A 17,423-nucleotide genomic window follows, 5' to 3' on the forward strand; every position below is an offset into this window, starting at 1 on the left:
CACGCCGCCTTTGCCCACAATGGCGGCATTTTTTTGTGCGCTCTATGATGACCACTGATACAACCCGCATGGATGCTCTTTATGGATTTTGATACCGCTCTGGTGACCTTGGGTTTTTTTGCGTTTTGTGGCGGTCTGATTGATGCGGCCGTAGGCGGAGGTGGGCTTGTACAAGTGCCAGCACTCTTGCACGCCTTACCACAGCACAGCCTGGCAACGGTGTTTGGCACAAACAAGCTGGCCGTTCTGGCTGGCAATATGTCTTCTATTTTTCGCTACCTGAAAAGAATAAAAATCGTCTGGAAGCTCATGCTGCCAACGATGGTTTCCGCCTTTTTATTTGCCTTCCTCGGGGCGTTTTCTGTTTCGCTCGTTCCCAGGGAGGTGATGGAATATGTGGTTTTCTTCGTCCTGATCGCGATGGCCGGTTATACATTCGCCAAAAAAGATCTGGGGCTGGTGCATTCACACATTCAATGCGGCACAAAAGAGATGCTGCTGGGTATATTTTTCGGCGGTCTGATCGGGTTCTACGACGGGGTGTTTGGACCTGGAAGTGGAAGCCTCCTGCTTTTTATTTTTGTTAAATACTTCGGCTTTGACTTTTTGAATGCATCGGCGTCAGCAAAGCTGGTGAACCTGGGCACGTTCAGCGCGGCCCTGCTGTTTTTCATCCCTTCGGGCCATGTGCTCTGGACAATTGGCGGGGTGGTGGCCGCCTGCAATATTGCAGGTTCACTCACCGGTGTGTTCCTGGCATTGCGTTTTGGCAGCGGTTTTATTCGCGTGTTTTTCTTGATTCTGTTGTTGTTTCTTATTGGCCGAATGGGGTTTTCCATCTTCTTTTGAGAGGCTTGATCCTGTCCGTTGTGAACACCCCGGCACCCGCCAAACCTGCGCAGGGCATGCTTGGGTAGCTGCTGCTCACGGCTGCGGTTACAATCCCGGCCCTTTCACCTTTCCAAGGAATCCCAATGTCAGGGCTTGAGCTGTTCGCCGCCGCACTCGGCGTGATCGCCGTCTGGTTGACAGTCAAACAAAACCCCTGGTGCTGGCCTATCGGGTTGGTGATGGTGTTGCTGTATAGCTGGATATTTTTCGAGGTGAAACTGTACTCCGACATGCTGCTGCAAGGGGTATACGCCGTACTGCAAATCTATGGCTGGTGGCAATGGACCCGTGCCGGGGCCTTGCATGAAGGACGTCAGGTAACATCGCTCACCCCTCACGAAATCAGCACCGGCCTGGCTTACGGCGCAGTCGGCAGCGTAGTGCTCGGCGCGCTCATGGCGCACTGGACCGACGCGGCACAGCCGTGGCTCGATGCCGCCCTGACCGGCTTCAGCCTTGTTGCTCAGTGGTGGATGGCACAAAAACGGTTGCAGTGCTGGGCCTTGTGGTTTGTCGTCGATGTGGTTTTCGTCGGTTTGTTCATCTACAAGGGCCTGTACCTGACCGCCGGTTTGTACGCCCTGTTCACCGTTATTGCGATTCAGGGCTGGCGTGACTGGCGGGCCGATCCGGCGCTGCGCACATGAAAGTAGTCGTACTGGCCGGGCCGGAGTCGAGTGGCAAGAGCTGGTTGTCGGCTCAATTGCAGCAGCAGTTTGGCGGGATTCTGGTGGGTGAATATGTGCGTTATTTCATCGAGCAGAACCCTCGCGACACCTGTCTGGCCGACATTCCGCAGATCGCTCGCGGGCAATTGGCCCAGGAAGATGCAGCCCGCGCCCTGCAGCCGGAGCTGCTGATTCTGGACACCCATTTATTGAGCAACATGCTCTGGAGTCAAACCCTGTTCGGTGATTGCCCTGACTGGCTTGAGGCTGAGCTGTTGCGCCGCCATTACGACTTGCACCTGCTGTTGTCGCCCGACAATGTCGACTGGACGCCGGACGGTCAGCGCTGCCAGCCCTCGCTGAGCGAGCGTCAGGCTTTTTTCAGCGCCAGCCGGCAATGGCTTGAACAGCATCACCAGCCCACGCAAGTGATCACGGGCGACTGGCAAGCACGTCAGCAACAGGCCTTTGCCGCGGTCGAGCAACTGCTCGGGCGTTGATTGCAGCACCTTTAAAAGTTGATCTGGATCAGGTCCATAAAAAATTCTTTAAAAATTTTCTCAGTATGTGTGACCTGGAGCGGGTCTGAAGTCATCAGTACAAGTAACCAACCGAACGGTAAGCCCAGCCGACGGTTAATCACTTGATGGGCATATTTGAGAGACGACCTTATGAACGCCCCGCTCCGTTTCAACGAAGCACTTTTGATTGCCGGCCACGCTTTTGAACCCTTCCAGTGCGTTGCCTGGGCAGCCCAGGACGGTCACGGCGAATTGAGCCTGACGGTCATTGACCGCACCAGCACGCCTATTGGCCACAAACAGATCCCGCGCAGCGTCTGCGCTGATGCCGCCCAACTGGAAAACCTGCTGGCCCAGGCCCGCGCCGAGTTGAGCCGCGAAGGCTACGCCCTGCAGCCTTGGGTCATGCCAGCCTGAAGTCTGTCGGGGTAAACACCTCGACGCGATGACTGCGATCTTTTGATGCGCCCGGCAATTGCCGCAAAAGATCGCAGCCAACCCCTGCTCCAGCCGTATCACGCCCCATCGATGTGCCGATAATCAGCATTCAGTTCTGTCGCCAGTTGCCGCGCCCGGCCGAGGCGTATCGGGCCGCGCTCGATATCGATCAGTACACTGGGGCATTCAACCTGCGGCAACATCCCCCATGCTTTCAGGCGGCCATCGGTCAGTACCAGCAAGCGTTGTTGCTCATCGGGAAAGCGCTGGCGACGCGTGCTCAACCACCCCGCCATCTCTTCCAGCGCCTGCAGCAACGGCGTGCCGCCACCGGCGCCCAGTGTCGCCAGCCAGTCATTCAACGCCGCGGACACCTTGCTCCCGCTGACATGCCATTCTGGCGCGCTGCCACTGGCGGTCATGACCGCCACACGCGCACGCTGGCGGTAAGCATCCTCGAACAGCTGTGCCAGCAATCCCTTGGCATCACCCAGTGCCTGATGGCGGCGAGTTGAAGCCGAAGCGTCCACCACCACCATCCACAGTTCCTGAGCCGCCCGTTGGCGGGTTTTGAACGCCAGGTCTTTGTGCTCACGGGGCCGCCCGCGCAGCAGGGTCGCCACCCAGTCCACTGCACCCCGGCCGGCCGGGCGACTGGCGCCCTGTTTGCCATGGCTGAGCGGGCCTGCCTCGGGTTTGGCATCCACCCCCTCAGCCGATGGGGGGCGAATGCCTAAGGCTTTTTTGGCCAGCTCGGCACTTCCCGTCGCTCGCCCGTGGCCTGAGGCTGTGCGGGCATTTCACCCCATTGACCTTGCCCGGCACCGGACGAAGCCGAGCCGGATGGCGCTTGCGGCTGATCCGGTGCCGGAGCTTGCGCCGACGGTTCACGGCGTCGGTGACGCAGGGCAAATTCGGCCACGGCCTCGATATCTTCCGCACTGATTGCCTGCGCCCCGCGCCATGCCGCATGGGCCCGCGCCGCCCGCAGCCACACCAGATCAGCGCGCATGCCGTCGACGGCGGCCGCAAAACAGCGTTCGGTGATGGCGGCCAATGAGGTGTCATCCAGCGCAATCTGGGGCAATAACTCGCGGGCCCGTTGGCAACGTTGTCGCAAGCGGCCCTGCTCATCTGCCCAGCGGGCACAAAACCCCTGGGGATCGGCATCAAAATCCAGTCGCCGACGAATGATGTCGCTGCGCTCGGCCGGTAGCGGCTGCCCGCTCATGGCCACATTCAGGCCAAAACGGTCGAGCAGTTGTGGGCGCAACTCCCCTTCTTCAGGGTTCATCGTGCCAATCAGTACAAAGCGTGCGGCATGCCGATGGGAGATACCATCGCGTTCGACCACGTTGGTGCCGCTGGCAGCCACATCCAGCAGCACGTCTACCAAATGGTCCGCCAGCAGGTTCACTTCATCGACATACAGCACGCCGCCGTCGGCCTTGGCCAGTACCCCCGGCGAGAACTGAGCCTTGCCCTGCCCCAGCGCCGCGTCGAGATCCAGTGTGCCCAGCAGCCGCTCTTCGGTGGCGCCCAATGGCAAAGTGACGAACTGGCCACTGGAAAGCAGATCGGCCAGGCCACGGGCCAGGGTCGACTTGGCCATACCGCGCGGGCCTTCGATGAGCACACCGCCAATTTTCGGGTCGATCGCCGTCAGGTACAGCGCCAGCTTCAACGCGTGCGCGCCGACCACCGCCGATAACGGGAAATGCGGGGTGTCAGTCATGTTTTAGGGTTCCAAATGGCAGAATATTGATCACTTCAAAAAGCCCGTCATTCTTCTTCTATGTCCAGCAGCAGGTTTTCCAGTGCTTCGCGGTACTCGCCCGGCTCGCTCCACAACCCGCGCTGCTGAGCTTCCAGCAGGCGTTCGGTCATGTCGCGCAGGGCATGCGGGTTATGCTCGCGGACAAACTCGCGGGTGTCCGGATCCAGCACATAGGCATCAGCCAGCAAGGCGTATTGATGGTCGTCGATCAACTGGGTGGTCGCATCGAACGCGAACAGGTTGTCGAGGGTCGCGGCCATTTCGAACGCGCCTTTATAACCATGGCGCTTGACCCCTTCGATCCACTTCGGATTGGCTGCCCGGGAGCGTATGACCCGGTTCAGTTCTTCCTTGAGCGTACGGATTTTCGGCAGGTCCGGCTGGCTATGGTCACCATGATAGCTTGCGGCTTGCTGGCCACTGAGGCTTTCGACAGCTGCCAGCATGCCACCCTGGAATTGATAGTAATCATTGGAGTCGAGCACATCGTGTTCGCGGTTGTCCTGGTTCTGCACCACCGCCTGCACCTGGCTCAAGCGCCGGGCGAACTGGCCACGGGCCGCGGTACCTTCATCGGCAGCGCCATAGGCATAACCGCCCCAGTTGAGGTAAACCTCGGCCAGATCATCACGGCTTTCCCACAAACGCCCGTCAATCGCGCCTTGCACGCCTGCACCATAGGCGCCGGGTTTGGCCCCGAACACACGCCAACCCGCTTGGCGCGCTGCGGCCTCGGGTGTCAGCCCTTCACGTTCCAGTTGCTCGCGCTCACTGCGTACCTTGGCGGCCAGGGGATTCAGTTCGTCTGGTTCATCCAGCGCTGCCACGGCCTGTACCGCCGCATCAAACAGGCGGATCAGGTTGGCAAAGGCATCGCGGAAGAACCCCGAGACCCGTAGCGTGACGTCAACCCGAGGGCGATCCAGGAGGCTGACCGGAAGGATTTCGAAGTCATCCACCCGCTGACTGCCCGTGGCCCACACCGGGCGCACGCCCATCAGCGCCATGGCCTGGGCGATATCATCGCCGCCGGTGCGCATGGTTGCGGTTCCCCACACCGACAAGCCCAACTGAAGCAAATGCTCGCCGTGATCCTGCAAATGCCGCTCAAGGATCAGGGTGGCTGATTGAAAACCGATGCGCCAGGCGGTGGTGGTGGGCAGGTTGCGCACATCCACCGAGAAGAAATTGCGCCCGGTCGGCAGTACGTCCAGCCGTCCGCGACTCGGCGCACCGCTGGGCCCGGCAGGCACAAAACGTCCGCTCAGGGCATCCAGCAAGCCCTGCATTTCAGCCGGGCCGCAGGCATCCAGTCGCGGTGCCACGCCGGCCAGCAGCTCAGCAAAAATGGCCCGCACATCGGCCCATTGTTCGCTCTCGGGCAAACGCAGCGTTCCGTTCAGGGCCTGTTCAATCAGCTGTGCGGCATACAACTCCAGGCGTTCACGGGTATCGCCGGCGGTGCGCCACACCTCGTCGTTGAGCCGCAGCAGTTCACGGGGCTGGTGCGCCGTCCAGGGCTCGGCCAGCGCGCAGTCCAGCGGGTCGAAACCCAGCTCGAACGCGTTGGCCAGCGCCCGCAAGACACTCGATTGGGCGCCGCGCCCGTCGCCACGGGGAATTCGCAACAAGGCCAGCAACGTATCAATGCGCAAGCGCCCGGCTGGCGATTCGCCGAAAATATGCAGCCCGTCGCGGATTTGCGACTCTTTGAGGTCGCACAAGTAAGTGTCCAGGCGAGGCAGCCAAATGGCTGCATCTGCGTCACTGCCCAGCGACTCATCCAACTGCAACTCACGGTCGATGCGGGTTTCGCGCACCAGCTTGAGAATGTCCCGTTGCAGCTCCTGCGCTCGACGCGGATCAAGCAATTGCGCTTCGTAATATTCGTCGGCCAGCAACTCCAGATCGCGCAGCGGACCATAGGTTTCGGCACGGGTCAGCGGTGGCATCAAATGGTCGATGATCACCGCCTGTGTGCGGCGTTTGGCCTGGGCGCCCTCGCCCGGATCGTTGACGATAAACGGATACACGTTGGGCATCGGGCCGAGAATGGCGTCAGGCCAGCAATGTTCCGACAGCCCGACGCCCTTGCCGGGCAGCCATTCCAGATTGCCGTGCTTGCCGACATGCACCATGGCGTGGGCGCCATAGGTGTTGCGCAGCCAGAAGTAGAACGCCAGATAGGCGTGTGGCGGTACGAGGTCCGGGTCGTGGTACACCGCGCTGGCATCGACCTGATAGCCGCGGGCCGGCTGAATGCCGACAAAGGTCAGGCCAAAGCGCAAACCGGCGATCATCAGGCGACCGTTGCGGAACATCGGATCGTTTTCCGGTCCGCCCCAGCGTTCGAGCACCGCTTGGCGATTGGCGTCGGGCAGGCGCTGAAACATCGCCCAGTAGTCATCCAGGGCCAGGCTTTGCTGGCAAGGCCGCAGGTCGAGGGTATCCAGGTCATTACTGACGCCGCCCAACAATGCTTGAATCAGCGCCGTACCGGTTTCGGGCAACTCCGCGTCCAGCGGATAACCCTCAGCCTGCAAGGCCCGCAGGATATTCAGCGCGGCTGCCGGGGTGTCGAGTCCCACGCCATTGCCAATTCGACCATCGCGGGTCGGGTAGTTGGCCAGAATCAGGGCGATGCGTTTTTGCGGGTTCGGGAGGCGGGCCAGCTCGATCCAGCGGCGTGCCAGCTCAGCGACAAAGTCCATGCGTTCGGGGTGGGCGCGGTAGCACACCACATCCGACTGGCTGCGTTCGCTGCGCCATGCCAGGTCCTTGAAGCTGATCGGGCGGCTGATGATCCGGCCATCCAGCTCGGGCAAGGCAATGTGCATGGCCAGGTCACGGGGCCCCAGGCCCTGCTCGCTGGCTTCCCAGCCGGGCTGATTGTCCTGGGCGCAGATCGCCTGGATCACCGGGATATTGCGTCGAAACGGCCGAAGATGCGGCGCTTCGGGGCTCGACTGGGCAAACCCGGTGGTGTTGAGAATCACCCCGGCCTCGACTTCGTCGAGCACCTCCTGAACCACGTTCAGGCAACCCGGCTCTTTCAGGCTGGCCACGGCAATCGGCAAGGGATTGAGCCCGGCGGCCAGCAAACGCTGGCAAAACACATCGACAAAAGCGGTGTTGGCCGCTTGCAAGTGCGAGCGATAAAACAGCAGCGCTGCCACGGGTTGCCCGGCGTGCCAGTCGGCCTGCCAGTCCTGGAGCCCGGGACTGGTGTGTGCCGGATGATAAATCGCCGTGCGCGGCAACGTGCGCGGCTCCTCCCACGGATAATCCCGGCCCAGCCATTGGCTGGCCAGGCACCGATAGAGTTGCAGCGCGTTGTGTCGTCCGCCCTGGCGTAAAAAGTGCCAAAGCCGCTCGGCGTGCTCGGCCGGCACCGTACTCAGGGCGCTGAGTTCCGGGTCGGGACGATCGTCGCCCGGCACCAGGATCAGCGTCACTCCGCGCTCAGCCAACTGCACCAACCGTTCGATGCCGTAACGCCAGTAGCCAATACCGCCATGCAACGACAGCACAATCACTTTGGCGTGCTGCAGCACCTCATCGACATACAAGTCGACCGAGCCATGGTTTTGCACCTGCATCGGGTTGGCCAGACGCAGGCTTGGATAATCTTCAGGCAACTGCTGCGCAGCGTCTGCGAGCAGTGCCAGGCTTGAATCACCGCTGCACAGGATCACCAGCTCGGCGGGGGTCTGGCCGAGGTCGGCAATATTGTCGTCCGCTACAAAGCCGCCGGGCTGGGTCCTGAGCAAATGCATGGTTTAAGCACTCAACGCTGTGCGCAAGGTGGACTCAAGCAACGCCGCGTCCAGGTCTTGACCGATCAACACCAGTTTGGTGGTACGCGGCTCGTCTGGCGCCCAGGCGCGGTCAAAGTGCTTGTCAAAACGCGTGCCTACCCCCTGGATCAGCAAGCGCATCGACTTGCCCGGAATGGCGGCAAAGCCTTTGACCCGCAGAATGCCGTGAGCGACTACCAATTGGCTCAGGGCCTGCATCAGTGCGCGCTCTTCAGCCTGCGGCAGCTCGATGGAAATCGAGTCGAACGCATCATGATCGTGATCGTCGTGGTCATCATCGCCATCGTGGTGATGGTCATGGTGGCTGTGGCGGGCGTCGATATGGTCTTCCGAACCGGCATCCAGGCCCAGCAGCACGTCCAGCGGCAGGCGACCGCTGCTGGCTTCGATGACTTTCACGGCTGGCGGCAGCTCTTCAGCGACTTCAGCGCGAACCTTTTCCAGGTCGGCCGGGCTGATCAGGTCGGTTTTATTCAGAATCACCAGGTCGGCGCTGGCCAGTTGGTCAGCGAACAGCTCGTGCAGCGGCGATTCGTGGTCCAGGTTGGGATCGAGCTTGCGCTGGGCATCGACCTGATCCGGGAACGCAGCGAACGTACCGGCAGCAACAGCCGGGCTGTCGACCACGGTGATCACCGCATCCACCGTGCAGGCGCTGCGGATTTCCGGCCACTGGAAGGCTTGAACCAGCGGCTTGGGCAAGGCCAGGCCCGAGGTTTCGATGAGGATATGATCGATATCGCCACGGCGCGCCACCAACTCGCGCATTACCGGAAAGAACTCTTCCTGCACGGTGCAGCACAAGCAGCCATTGGCCAGCTCGTAGACACGACCGTTGGCTTCTTCTTCCGTGCAACCGATGGAGCATTGCTTGAGGATTTCGCCATCGATACCCAGCTCGCCGAACTCATTGACGATGATCGCAATGCGACGGCCCTGTGCGTTATCGAGGATATGGCGCAGCAAGGTGGTTTTGCCCGAACCGAGAAAACCGGTAACGATGGTGACGGGGGTTTTGGCCAGTGTTTTCATCGGATGCCCTTTGGCAAAGCGGCGGGCATACGGGACGACGAACGCACGTGCGCGCGGTCAGTCTTCGCCACCGGATCACCCCGCCCGGTTGAAGTAAGAATCTGTCACGAGGCAGGTCTCCTGGCTTACGGCTGGGCATCAACCTGGGCTGACACCGGCCCTGCGCCTTCCCGCTGGTTCAGCAGTGGCCTGGCAGGGCAATTGACCGTTTACAGTTGCGGGGGCAGCCGCGGCTTACCGCGTTCCCTTCTTAGCTTCGCATCGCGAAGAACCTCGAACGCGCAAGGCTACGCAGTGCTTTGTAACAGGTCAATGGGTGACGGACGCGGCCTTGCGCCACTCGACCGCGGCGACCCATGATCTTTGCAGCCGCTGCCGCAGGCTGCGAAAAGGGCCGAAGAGCCGTCAAGAAGCGGGTGGCTGCGCCCCCTCTCGCAGCCTGCGGCAGCGGCTACAGGACATACAAACCCGCAGTGCATATGTGCTTTAATTGCCGCTTTTTTTTCAGCCTCCGCGCTTCAAGGATCTGTTCATGTCGTCCACCTGCCCTACCCGCGTCCTGATTATCGGTTACGTGTGGCCCGAGCCGCGCTCTTCGGCCGCTGGCGGGCACATGATGCAAATCATCGAGAGCTTTTTGCAGTGCGGCTGGCAGATCACCTTTAGTAGCCCGGCCGGGGTTGGCGAACACAAGGCCGATCTGGCGGCGCTGGGCATCGATGAAGTCACGATCGAGCTGAATAACAGCAGTTTTGACGGGTTCATTCGCGAACTGGCGCCGGACATCGTCCTGTTCGACCGTTTCATGATGGAAGAGCAGTTCGGCTGGCGCGTCGAAAAGCACTGCCCGAACGCCTTGCGCGTGCTGGAAACCTCGGATTTGCAGAGCCTGCGCGACGCCCGCCAGCAGCAGCTCAAGGCACGGCTCAAGCACACCCCCGATCAGGACGACTTCAGTAGCCTGTTCGCCCCGGCCCAGGGCGAAACCTTTGAACAGATGGCCGGCACTGACCTGGCGCAACGGGAAATTGCCGCGATCTACCGCAGTGACCTGAACCTGATGATTTCCGAATACGAAATCGAGCTGCTGACCGAGCAATTCCAGGTGCCCAAGGCCCTGCTGCACTGGTGTCCACTGATGGTCGACAGCGTCCCCGACACATACGTGCCCTATGACCGTCGCCAGCACTTTTTGAGCATCGGCAATTTCCGCCATGCCCCCAACTGGGACGCCGTGCTGTGGATGAAGACCAGCATCTGGCCACTGATCCGCCAGCAACTGCCCGGTGCGCAGTTGCATGTGTATGGCGCCTATACCCCGCCCAAAGCCACCGCGCTGCATAACCCGGCTCAAGGCTTTCATGTCCTCAACTGGGCCGAAGACGCCCTGGCGGTGATGAGTAACGCCCGAATCTGCCTGGCGCCCCTGCGCTTTGGCGCGGGCATTAAAGGCAAGATCGCCGACGCCATGCTCTGCGGCACCCCCAATGTCACCACCCCCGTGGGTGCTGAAGGCATGCACGGCGACCTGCCGTGGGCCGGTGCCATCGAGCAAAGCGCGGGCGCCATTGCCGCCCGCGCCGTCGAGCTGTACCAAAACCCCCAGGCCTGGCATCAGGCCCAGCAGCACGGCCGGACCCTGTTAGCCGAGCGCTACCTGCAAGCGACTCATGGCCCGGCACTGGTACAACGCATCGAAGCCTGTCGCGCCCACCTTGAGCAGCACCGTCGCAACAACTTCACCGGGGCCATGCTGCGTCATCACCAGCACAAAAGTACGCAGTACATGTCGCAATGGATCGAAGCCAAAAACCGTACGGTTTGAGCCTGTACAAACACGTAGCCAGCGTTGAAATTTCGGAAGCGACTGACAGACACTTTACCTGCAACTGACTAAGTTCGACCCCTGTACCGTCTTCTCAGGAGTCACGTCATGCTTAGAACCTTGCAGGTGTCAGCACTCGCCCTGATGTTGCTGAACAGTAACGCCCTGGCCGGTGAAACCATCGATTTCTGGAACACACCGCAGCACGGTGGCAACAGTTTCAATCGTCTCCCGCCTTCACTGGACTATTTCAAGGCCCTTAAAGGGTATGGCGCCACCTGGGTCCGGCTGTCCTATGACAAATGGCAACCGCAGCAGCGCGATTTCCTGCTGGGTACGGCAGACGGTTATAACGGGCTGATGCCTGCAGACCTGGCAACGCTCAAGGCTACGCTGGACCGGGCCCAGGCGGCGGGGCTCAAGGTTGTGGTCACGCCGTTGTCACTGCCGGGCATGCGCTGGCGACAAAACAACGGCGACCGTTTCGACGACCGGCTGTGGCAGGACAAAACCTATTGGGATCAATCGGCGCAATTCTGGGCAGACCTGGCCCGCGCCCTCAAGGATCACCCCGCCGTAGCCGCCTACAATCTGGTCAACGAGCCGGCCCCCGAACGCCAGGCCCGGCTACCGGAACATGCGTCGCCCGCGGCCATGCGCACCTGGTATGCCCGCCACAAACAGACGGCACGTAACCTGCCGGCCTTCTATAACCAGGTCATCCGCGCCATTCGCCGGGTGGATTCACGCACGCCGATCATGGTCGATGCCGGCTGGTACGCCGCCGCCGACGCCTTTGAATATTGGCCCGGCCTCCTCGACGATCCCCGGGTGCTGTACAGCGTGCACATGTACGAGCCCTATGCTGCCACCAGTGCCCCCAACATCAACCGTCCGGTTCCTTATCGCTACCCCGGAAGAGTTGAATTTGCAGGCAAACAGCGCCAGTGGAACAAGGCGGGCGTCGCCTCGTATCTGCAGATACCGGTGCAATGGGCCGAAAAGCACCGATTGCCCGTTAACCGGCTGGTCGTAGGCGAGTTCGGCTGCATGCGCAGGCTCCCGGACTGCCGGCAATACCTGGAAGACGTTCTCAGCGCGCTGGACCAGAACCGATTGCACTGGGCGTTTTACAGCTTTCGCGAAGACACCTGGGATGGCATGGATTACGAACTGGGCACGGCCAAGGTGCCCTGGGCCTATTGGCAGGCCATCGAACGCCGGCAGCCCGACCCCGTGCCGCGTCGCGCCACCGCTGCGTTTGAACCCATCCGTGCGCGACTGGCCGCGGGTCAGGCGTCCTCTGCGGAGTAAGGCGTTACGCCGAAGGCCGCCTGCGTAACAGATAGGTGTCCATCACCCAGCCTTTGCGCAGTCTGGCCGCCTTGCGCAGCTGCTTGATCGGTTCGCACACATCGGCCAGCTTGCCCGCCATCAGCAACTCGTCCGGGGTGCCCAGGTAGGCGCCCCAATAGATATCGACGTTCTCATCGATAAACGCCTCGAACGCGCAGTGGGCATCGAGCATGACCACTACGTTGTCCAGGTCTTCGGCCACCAGGCGCCGGCCGGTGGTGATGCGAATCGGCTGGCCGATCAGGTTCAGGGGGATGCGATGCTGGGCGGCAAGCGCCTGGACGCTGCTGATGCCGGGGATCACTTGATAGTCGAAGTCGTTGCAGCCCTTGGCCCGCACCCGGTCGAGGATACGCAAGGTGCTGTCATACAACGTCGGCTCGCCCCACAACAGAAAGGCCCCGCACTCGCCGTCGGCCAGTTGCTCTGCAATCAGCTGCGCAAACACCTCCGCCCGTTGTGCGTGCCAGTCCTCAACCCCTGCGGTATACGACGCTGATGCGCTGTTGCGCTGCGGGTCATCAACCTGGACCAGCCGATAACCCGGCGTACGGATGTAACGTTCGCAGATATCCCGCCGCAGCCGGACCAGGTCTTCGGTGAGCGGGCCTTTGTCCATCACAAACAATACCGAAGCACGATTCAGCGCATTGATGGCCTGCACGGTGATCTGCTCCGGGTCGCCCGCGCCCATGCCGATCAATAACAGTGTTTTCATCGGGTCTTATCCTCGAACAAGCTGGAAGTTTAGTCGTCGCTGGCAGGAATATTGAGAAGGCGGCATGATCAGCCGTACAAGAACAGCACAAGTGCCCGGATCATGACGCGACTCGCCAGAGCTACAGACCCGTCTTATGAACTGATGGACGACCACAATGGCTTGTCGATCATCTATCGTGAGCATGGTTTCCCCTGCCCGCTGGTGCGCTGGCACTTTCACAAGGAGTACGAACTGCACCTGATTGTGGCCAGCAGCGGCAAAGTCTTTGTGGGTGACTATATCGGTAACTTCCACCCCGAAACGCTGTTCCTCACCGGCCCCAACCTGCCCCACAACTGGATCAGCCAGGTGGCTGACGATGAAGTGGTGCCCACCCGCGACATGCTGGTGAATTTCACCGATGAATTGCTGGGCAGTGCGAGCTCAGTGTTTACCGAACTCAAAAGCCTGGCCCCGATGCTGGAACGGGCGAATTACGGCATTGAATTTCGTTGTAAATCCACGATTCACCGGGCCATGGACCTGATGCAGGCCATTGCCGGCTCCACAGGCGTTACCCGGCTTGGGCATTTCCTGATCTTGCTGGAGTTGCTGGCCGACTGCGATGACTATCAACTGTTGTCCGGGGTGACGGCCGTGCGACTGGCGGACGAGCAGACAATTGACCGTACCAACCGGGCCGTGGATTACATTTTCAGCCATTACGCACGGGAGTTGTCGCTGGAAGAAGTGGCCGAACACATGGGCATGAAGCCTACGTACTTTTCCAGGGTGTTCAAACAAGCCACCGGACGCAGTTTCGTCGAGTTCGTCAATCGTTTGCGCATCAGCAAATCCTGCGAATTGCTGGTCGATGGCCGCAAGCATGTCACTGACGTGTGTTTTGAGTCCGGGTTCAACAATATTTCCAACTTCAACCGGCGTTTTCAACAACTTAAAGGCATGACCCCGTCGCACTATCGGCGCCTGGCCGTACAGCGTTTGACCGAGCAAAACATGGCGCTGAAAAGCCCCGGCACGAGCAGTGCAAAATAGTATCGATTTGAGTGTTGCCAGTGATTTGTCACGGCGGTGATTGAGGGCTGTAATCGGCCCACGCGCTTGCTCCAGGCAAGCAGCCATAAAAACAATAACCGTCCTTCTGACGCCGCGAGGCCGATGAAGAGGAGTGCTCAATGAACAGGCCTGTCAAAGCGTTGGGTATTGCCGCGTGCATGACCCTCAGCGGCATCAGTTACGGCGCGCAAACCCTGACTATCGCTACGGTCAACAACAGCGACATGATCCGCATGCAAAAACTCTCGAAGACCTTTGAGAGTGAACATCCCGACATCAAGCTCAACTGGGTGGTACTGGAAGAGAATGTGCTGCGCCAGCGCCTGACCACTGATATCGCCACTCAGGGCGGCCAGTTCGATGTGCTGACCATTGGCATGTACGAAGCTGCACTCTGGGGGGCAAAGGGCTGGCTGGAACCGATGACCGATTTGCCCGCCAGCTACGCAATTGACGATGTATTCCCCGCCGTGCGTGAAGGTTTGTCGGCCAAGGGCACGCTGTATGCGCTGCCGTTTTACGCCGAAAGCTCGATGACCTATTACCGCACCGACCTGTTCAAGGACGCCGGGCTGAGCATGCCCGAGCGCCCGACCTGGGAACAGGTCGCCGGGTTTGCCAAGCAACTGCATCATCCCGAAAAGGAGCAGTACGGCATTTGCCTGCGCGGCAAAGCCGGCTGGGGTGAAAATATGGCGTTGATTACCACCATTGCCAATGCCTATGGCGCCCGCTGGTTCAACGAGCAGTGGCAACCCGAGTTCACCGGCCCCGAGTGGAAGAACGCCCTGGACTTCTACGTGCAAACCCTCAAGGACGCTGGCCCGCCGGGCGACACCAGTAATGGCTTCAACGAAAACCTGGCGCTGTTCAACAGTGGCAAATGTGCGATCTGGGTCGATGCCAGTGTCGCCGGCTCGTTTGTCACTGACAGCCGTCAAAGCAAGGTCGCTGAGCACGTGGGCTTTACCTTTGCGCCTCATCAGGTCACCGACAAGGGCAGTGCCTGGCTGTATTCGTGGGCGCTGGCCATTCCAACCAGTTCCAAAGCCAAAGACGCAGCCAGAACCTTCAGCACCTGGGCCACATCCACCGAATATGGTGCACTGGTCGCGGAAAAAGACGGGGTCGCCAACGTGCCGCCAGGCACCCGCGCGTCAACCTACAGCGACGCGTACCTCAAAGCCGCACCCTTCGCCAAAATCACCCTCGAATCGCTGAAGGTGGCCAACCCGAAAGACCCAAGCCTCAAGCCCGTGCCTTATGTCGGCATTCAGTTGGTGACCATCCCTGAGTTCCAGGCCGTGGGTACACAGGTCGGCAAGTTGTTCAGCGCGGCCCTGATCGGCCAGACCAGCGTCGATCAGGCGCTCAGCGCCGCCCAACAAACCACCGAGCGTGAAATGAAACGGGCCGGTTACCCCAAATAACATCAGCCCCTGCAGGAGCAACGCGCCCCAGCCGTTGGGCACGCTCGCTCCTGCTGTCAGATCTGAGCCCATTTCCAGGTACTTACCATGACGACTTCGACTGTTATTGCAGCGAGTGACGCCCCGCTGCCGGTGCGTAAATCTCGGCTGTCCAACCCCGGCTGGTTTCTGGTATCGCCCTCTGTGGCGTTACTGCTGCTGTGGATGATCGTACCGCTGGGCATGACCCTGTACTTCTCGCTGATTCGCTACAACCTGCTGTACCCCGGTGAAAACCAGTTCGTGGGGCTGGAAAACTTCACTTACTTCCTCACCGACTCCGGGTTCCTGCCCGGTGCTACCAATACCCTGTTGCTGGTAGGCAGCGTGCTGTTGATCAGCGTCGTGCTCGGGGTGTTGATCAGTGCCTTGCTGGAAGCCAGTGAATTCATGGGCCGGGGCATTGTGCGGGTGCTGCTGATCTCGCCGTTTTTCATCATGCCGACCGTGGGCGCACTGATCTGGAAAAACCTGATCTTTCACCCGGTGTCCGGCGTACTGGCTGCGGTCTGGAAACTGTTCGGCGCCCAACCCGTCGACTGGCTGGCCCATTACCCGCTGCTGTCGATCATCATCATTGTGTCGTGGCAATGGCTGCCCTTCGCCATTTTGATCCTGATGACCGCCATGCAGTCACTGGACCAGGAGCAGAAAGAAGCCGCCAGGCTCGACGGTGCCGGGCCCATTGCGATTTTCTGGCACCTGACCCTGCCGCATCTGGCACGGCCGATAGCCGTGGTGGTCATGATCGAAACCATCTTTTTGCTGTCGGTGTTCGCCGAGATTTTCACCACCACCAACGGTGGCCCCGGTTACGCCTCCACCAACCTGGCCTACCTGATCTACAACCAGGCACTGGTGCAATTCGACGTGGGCATGGCCTCCGCGGGGGGGTTGATTGCCGTGGTCATCGCCAACATTGCCGCCATCATTCTGGTGCGCATGCTGGGCAAAAACCTGACAGACAAGCCGTGAGGGCCGCACCATGACACTCAATCAATCCCGTCGTCTGCAAAGCCTGCTGCTCGGCACCCTGGCCTGGGCCATCGCGATCCTGATTTTCTTCCCGATCTTCTGGATGGTGCTGACCAGCTTCAAGACCGAAATCGACGCGTTTGCCACGCCTCCGCAGTTCATCTTCACCCCGACCCTGGAAAACTACCTGCACATTGAAGACCGCAGCGGTTACTTCCACTTCGCCTGGAACTCGGTGGTGATTTCTTTCACCGCCACCGCACTGTGCATGCTGATTGCGATCCCGGCAGCGTACTCAATGGCGTTCTACGAAACCAAACGCACCAAAGGCACGTTGCTGTGGATGCTCTCCACCAAGATGCTGCCTCCGGTGGGGGTCCTGATGCCGATTTACCTGCTGGCCAAGAGCTTTGGCCTGCTCGATACGCGTACGGCACTGATCATCATCTACACCCTGATCAACCTGCCGATCGTGGTCTGGATGATTTACACCTACTTCAAGGACATTCCCCGGGACATCCTGGAAGCCGCGCGGCTGGACGGTGCCAGCCTGTGGCAGGAGATGGTCCGGGTGTTGCTGCCCATCAGCAAGGGCGGGCTGGCATCGACCCTGCTGTTGTCGTTGATCCTGTGCTGGAACGAGGCCTTCTGGTCGCTGAACCTGACGTCTTCCAGCGCCGCGCCATTGACTGCGCTGATTGCCTCGTACTCCAGCCCTGAAGGCTTGTTCTGGGCCAAATTGTCTGCCGTCTCCACCCTCGCCTGCGCCCCGATCCTGATTTTCGGCTGGATCAGCCAGAAACAACTGGTACGCGGTTTGTCTTTCGGAGCGGTCAAGTAACCCGCGCTCACTTCATGAACACAACGATTGGAGGC

The 17,423-nt window shown here is 60.4% G+C and carries 15 protein-coding genes and 1 riboswitch; of the genes, 10 read left to right on the forward strand and 5 right to left on the reverse strand.

Features of this window, described 5'->3' with window-relative positions:
• Positions 1–81: 81 nt before the first annotated feature.
• The 4 genes from AWM69_RS09090 (at position 82) to AWM69_RS09105 (ending at position 2,497) form a co-directional block, all read left to right on the forward strand.
• Positions 82–849 (forward strand): TSUP family transporter, encoded by a 768-nt coding sequence (locus AWM69_RS09090; protein WP_218726342.1) that lies wholly within the window; start codon positions 82–84, stop codon positions 847–849.
• Between the two features lie 125 nt (positions 850–974).
• Positions 975–1,538 (forward strand): nicotinamide riboside transporter PnuC, encoded by a 564-nt coding sequence (pnuC, locus tag AWM69_RS09095; protein WP_218726343.1) that lies wholly within the window; start codon positions 975–977, stop codon positions 1,536–1,538.
• Positions 1,535–2,059, forward strand: coding sequence for an AAA family ATPase (locus AWM69_RS09100; RefSeq protein ID WP_218726344.1), 525 nt, complete (start codon positions 1,535–1,537; stop codon positions 2,057–2,059). Before pnuC ends, AWM69_RS09100 begins: the two co-directional genes overlap by 4 nt.
• Before the next feature lie 171 nt (positions 2,060–2,230).
• Positions 2,231–2,497, forward strand: a complete 267-nt coding sequence (locus AWM69_RS09105) for a hypothetical protein (RefSeq protein ID WP_048380015.1) — start codon at positions 2,231–2,233, stop codon at positions 2,495–2,497.
• A 98-nt stretch (positions 2,498–2,595) separates the two neighbouring features.
• Here AWM69_RS09105 and AWM69_RS09110 read toward each other — a convergent pair whose 3' ends face one another.
• From AWM69_RS09110 to cobW, 4 genes are read right to left on the reverse strand one after another with little or no spacing between them, the layout of a single operon-like run.
• Complete coding sequence (locus AWM69_RS09110) at positions 2,596–3,225, reverse strand: VWA domain-containing protein (protein ID WP_373274299.1); 630 nt, start codon at positions 3,223–3,225, stop codon at positions 2,596–2,598.
• 26 nt (positions 3,226–3,251) lie between these two features.
• Positions 3,252–4,253: an ATP-binding protein gene (locus AWM69_RS09115; protein WP_218726345.1), complete on the reverse strand. Its 1,002-nt coding sequence runs from the start codon at positions 4,251–4,253 to the stop codon at positions 3,252–3,254.
• A 47-nt stretch (positions 4,254–4,300) separates the two neighbouring features.
• On the reverse strand, positions 4,301–8,071 hold the full coding sequence (gene cobN, locus AWM69_RS09120) for a cobaltochelatase subunit CobN (RefSeq protein ID WP_218726346.1): 3,771 nt from the start codon (positions 8,069–8,071) through the stop codon (positions 4,301–4,303).
• Between the two features lie 3 nt (positions 8,072–8,074).
• A complete protein-coding gene (gene cobW, locus AWM69_RS09125) occupies positions 8,075–9,145 on the reverse strand; it encodes a cobalamin biosynthesis protein CobW (protein WP_218726347.1) in 1,071 nt (356 codons plus the stop codon).
• A gap of 92 nt (positions 9,146–9,237) precedes the next feature.
• Positions 9,238–9,436, reverse strand: a riboswitch (cobalamin riboswitch).
• Positions 9,437–9,677: 241 nt separating this feature from the next.
• On the opposite strand from cobW, the gene AWM69_RS09130 reads away from it, so the two are divergent.
• Both AWM69_RS09130 and AWM69_RS09135 read left to right on the forward strand, forming a co-directional pair.
• On the forward strand, positions 9,678–10,970 hold the full coding sequence (locus AWM69_RS09130) for a glycosyltransferase (protein ID WP_218726348.1): 1,293 nt from the start codon (positions 9,678–9,680) through the stop codon (positions 10,968–10,970).
• Positions 10,971–11,114: 144 nt separating this feature from the next.
• Positions 11,115–12,284 carry a glycoside hydrolase family 5 protein gene (locus AWM69_RS09135; protein ID WP_131653951.1) on the forward strand — a complete coding sequence of 390 codons (1,170 nt, stop codon included), beginning with the start codon at positions 11,115–11,117 and terminating at the stop codon, positions 12,282–12,284.
• A gap of 4 nt (positions 12,285–12,288) precedes the next feature.
• On the opposite strand, the gene cobF is transcribed toward AWM69_RS09135, so the two are convergent.
• Positions 12,289–13,044 (reverse strand): precorrin-6A synthase (deacetylating), encoded by a 756-nt coding sequence (gene cobF / locus AWM69_RS09140; protein WP_218726349.1) that lies wholly within the window; start codon positions 13,042–13,044, stop codon positions 12,289–12,291.
• A gap of 102 nt (positions 13,045–13,146) precedes the next feature.
• Between cobF and AWM69_RS09145 the strand changes: the two genes are divergently transcribed.
• From AWM69_RS09145 to AWM69_RS09160, 4 genes are all read left to right on the forward strand, one after another.
• Positions 13,147–14,082 carry an AraC family transcriptional regulator gene (locus tag AWM69_RS09145; RefSeq protein ID WP_131653925.1) on the forward strand — a complete coding sequence of 312 codons (936 nt, stop codon included), beginning with the start codon at positions 13,147–13,149 and terminating at the stop codon, positions 14,080–14,082.
• A 140-nt stretch (positions 14,083–14,222) separates the two neighbouring features.
• Positions 14,223–15,533 (forward strand): sugar ABC transporter substrate-binding protein, encoded by a 1,311-nt coding sequence (locus AWM69_RS09150; protein WP_218726350.1) that lies wholly within the window; start codon positions 14,223–14,225, stop codon positions 15,531–15,533.
• Positions 15,534–15,620: 87 nt separating this feature from the next.
• The gene (locus AWM69_RS09155; RefSeq protein ID WP_218726351.1) at positions 15,621–16,547 is read left to right on the forward strand and encodes a carbohydrate ABC transporter permease; all 927 of its coding nucleotides are present in this window, start codon (positions 15,621–15,623) and stop codon (positions 16,545–16,547) included.
• A 10-nt stretch (positions 16,548–16,557) separates the two neighbouring features.
• Entirely contained in the window at positions 16,558–17,388 is an 831-nt protein-coding gene (locus AWM69_RS09160) for a carbohydrate ABC transporter permease (RefSeq protein WP_048380035.1), read from the forward strand.
• Positions 17,389–17,423: the final 35 nt, after the last annotated feature.

It is taken from the genome of Pseudomonas sp. D1HM, from assembly GCF_019266105.1.
GTDB classification, from domain to species: domain Bacteria; phylum Pseudomonadota; class Gammaproteobacteria; order Pseudomonadales; family Pseudomonadaceae; genus Aquipseudomonas; species Aquipseudomonas taetrolens.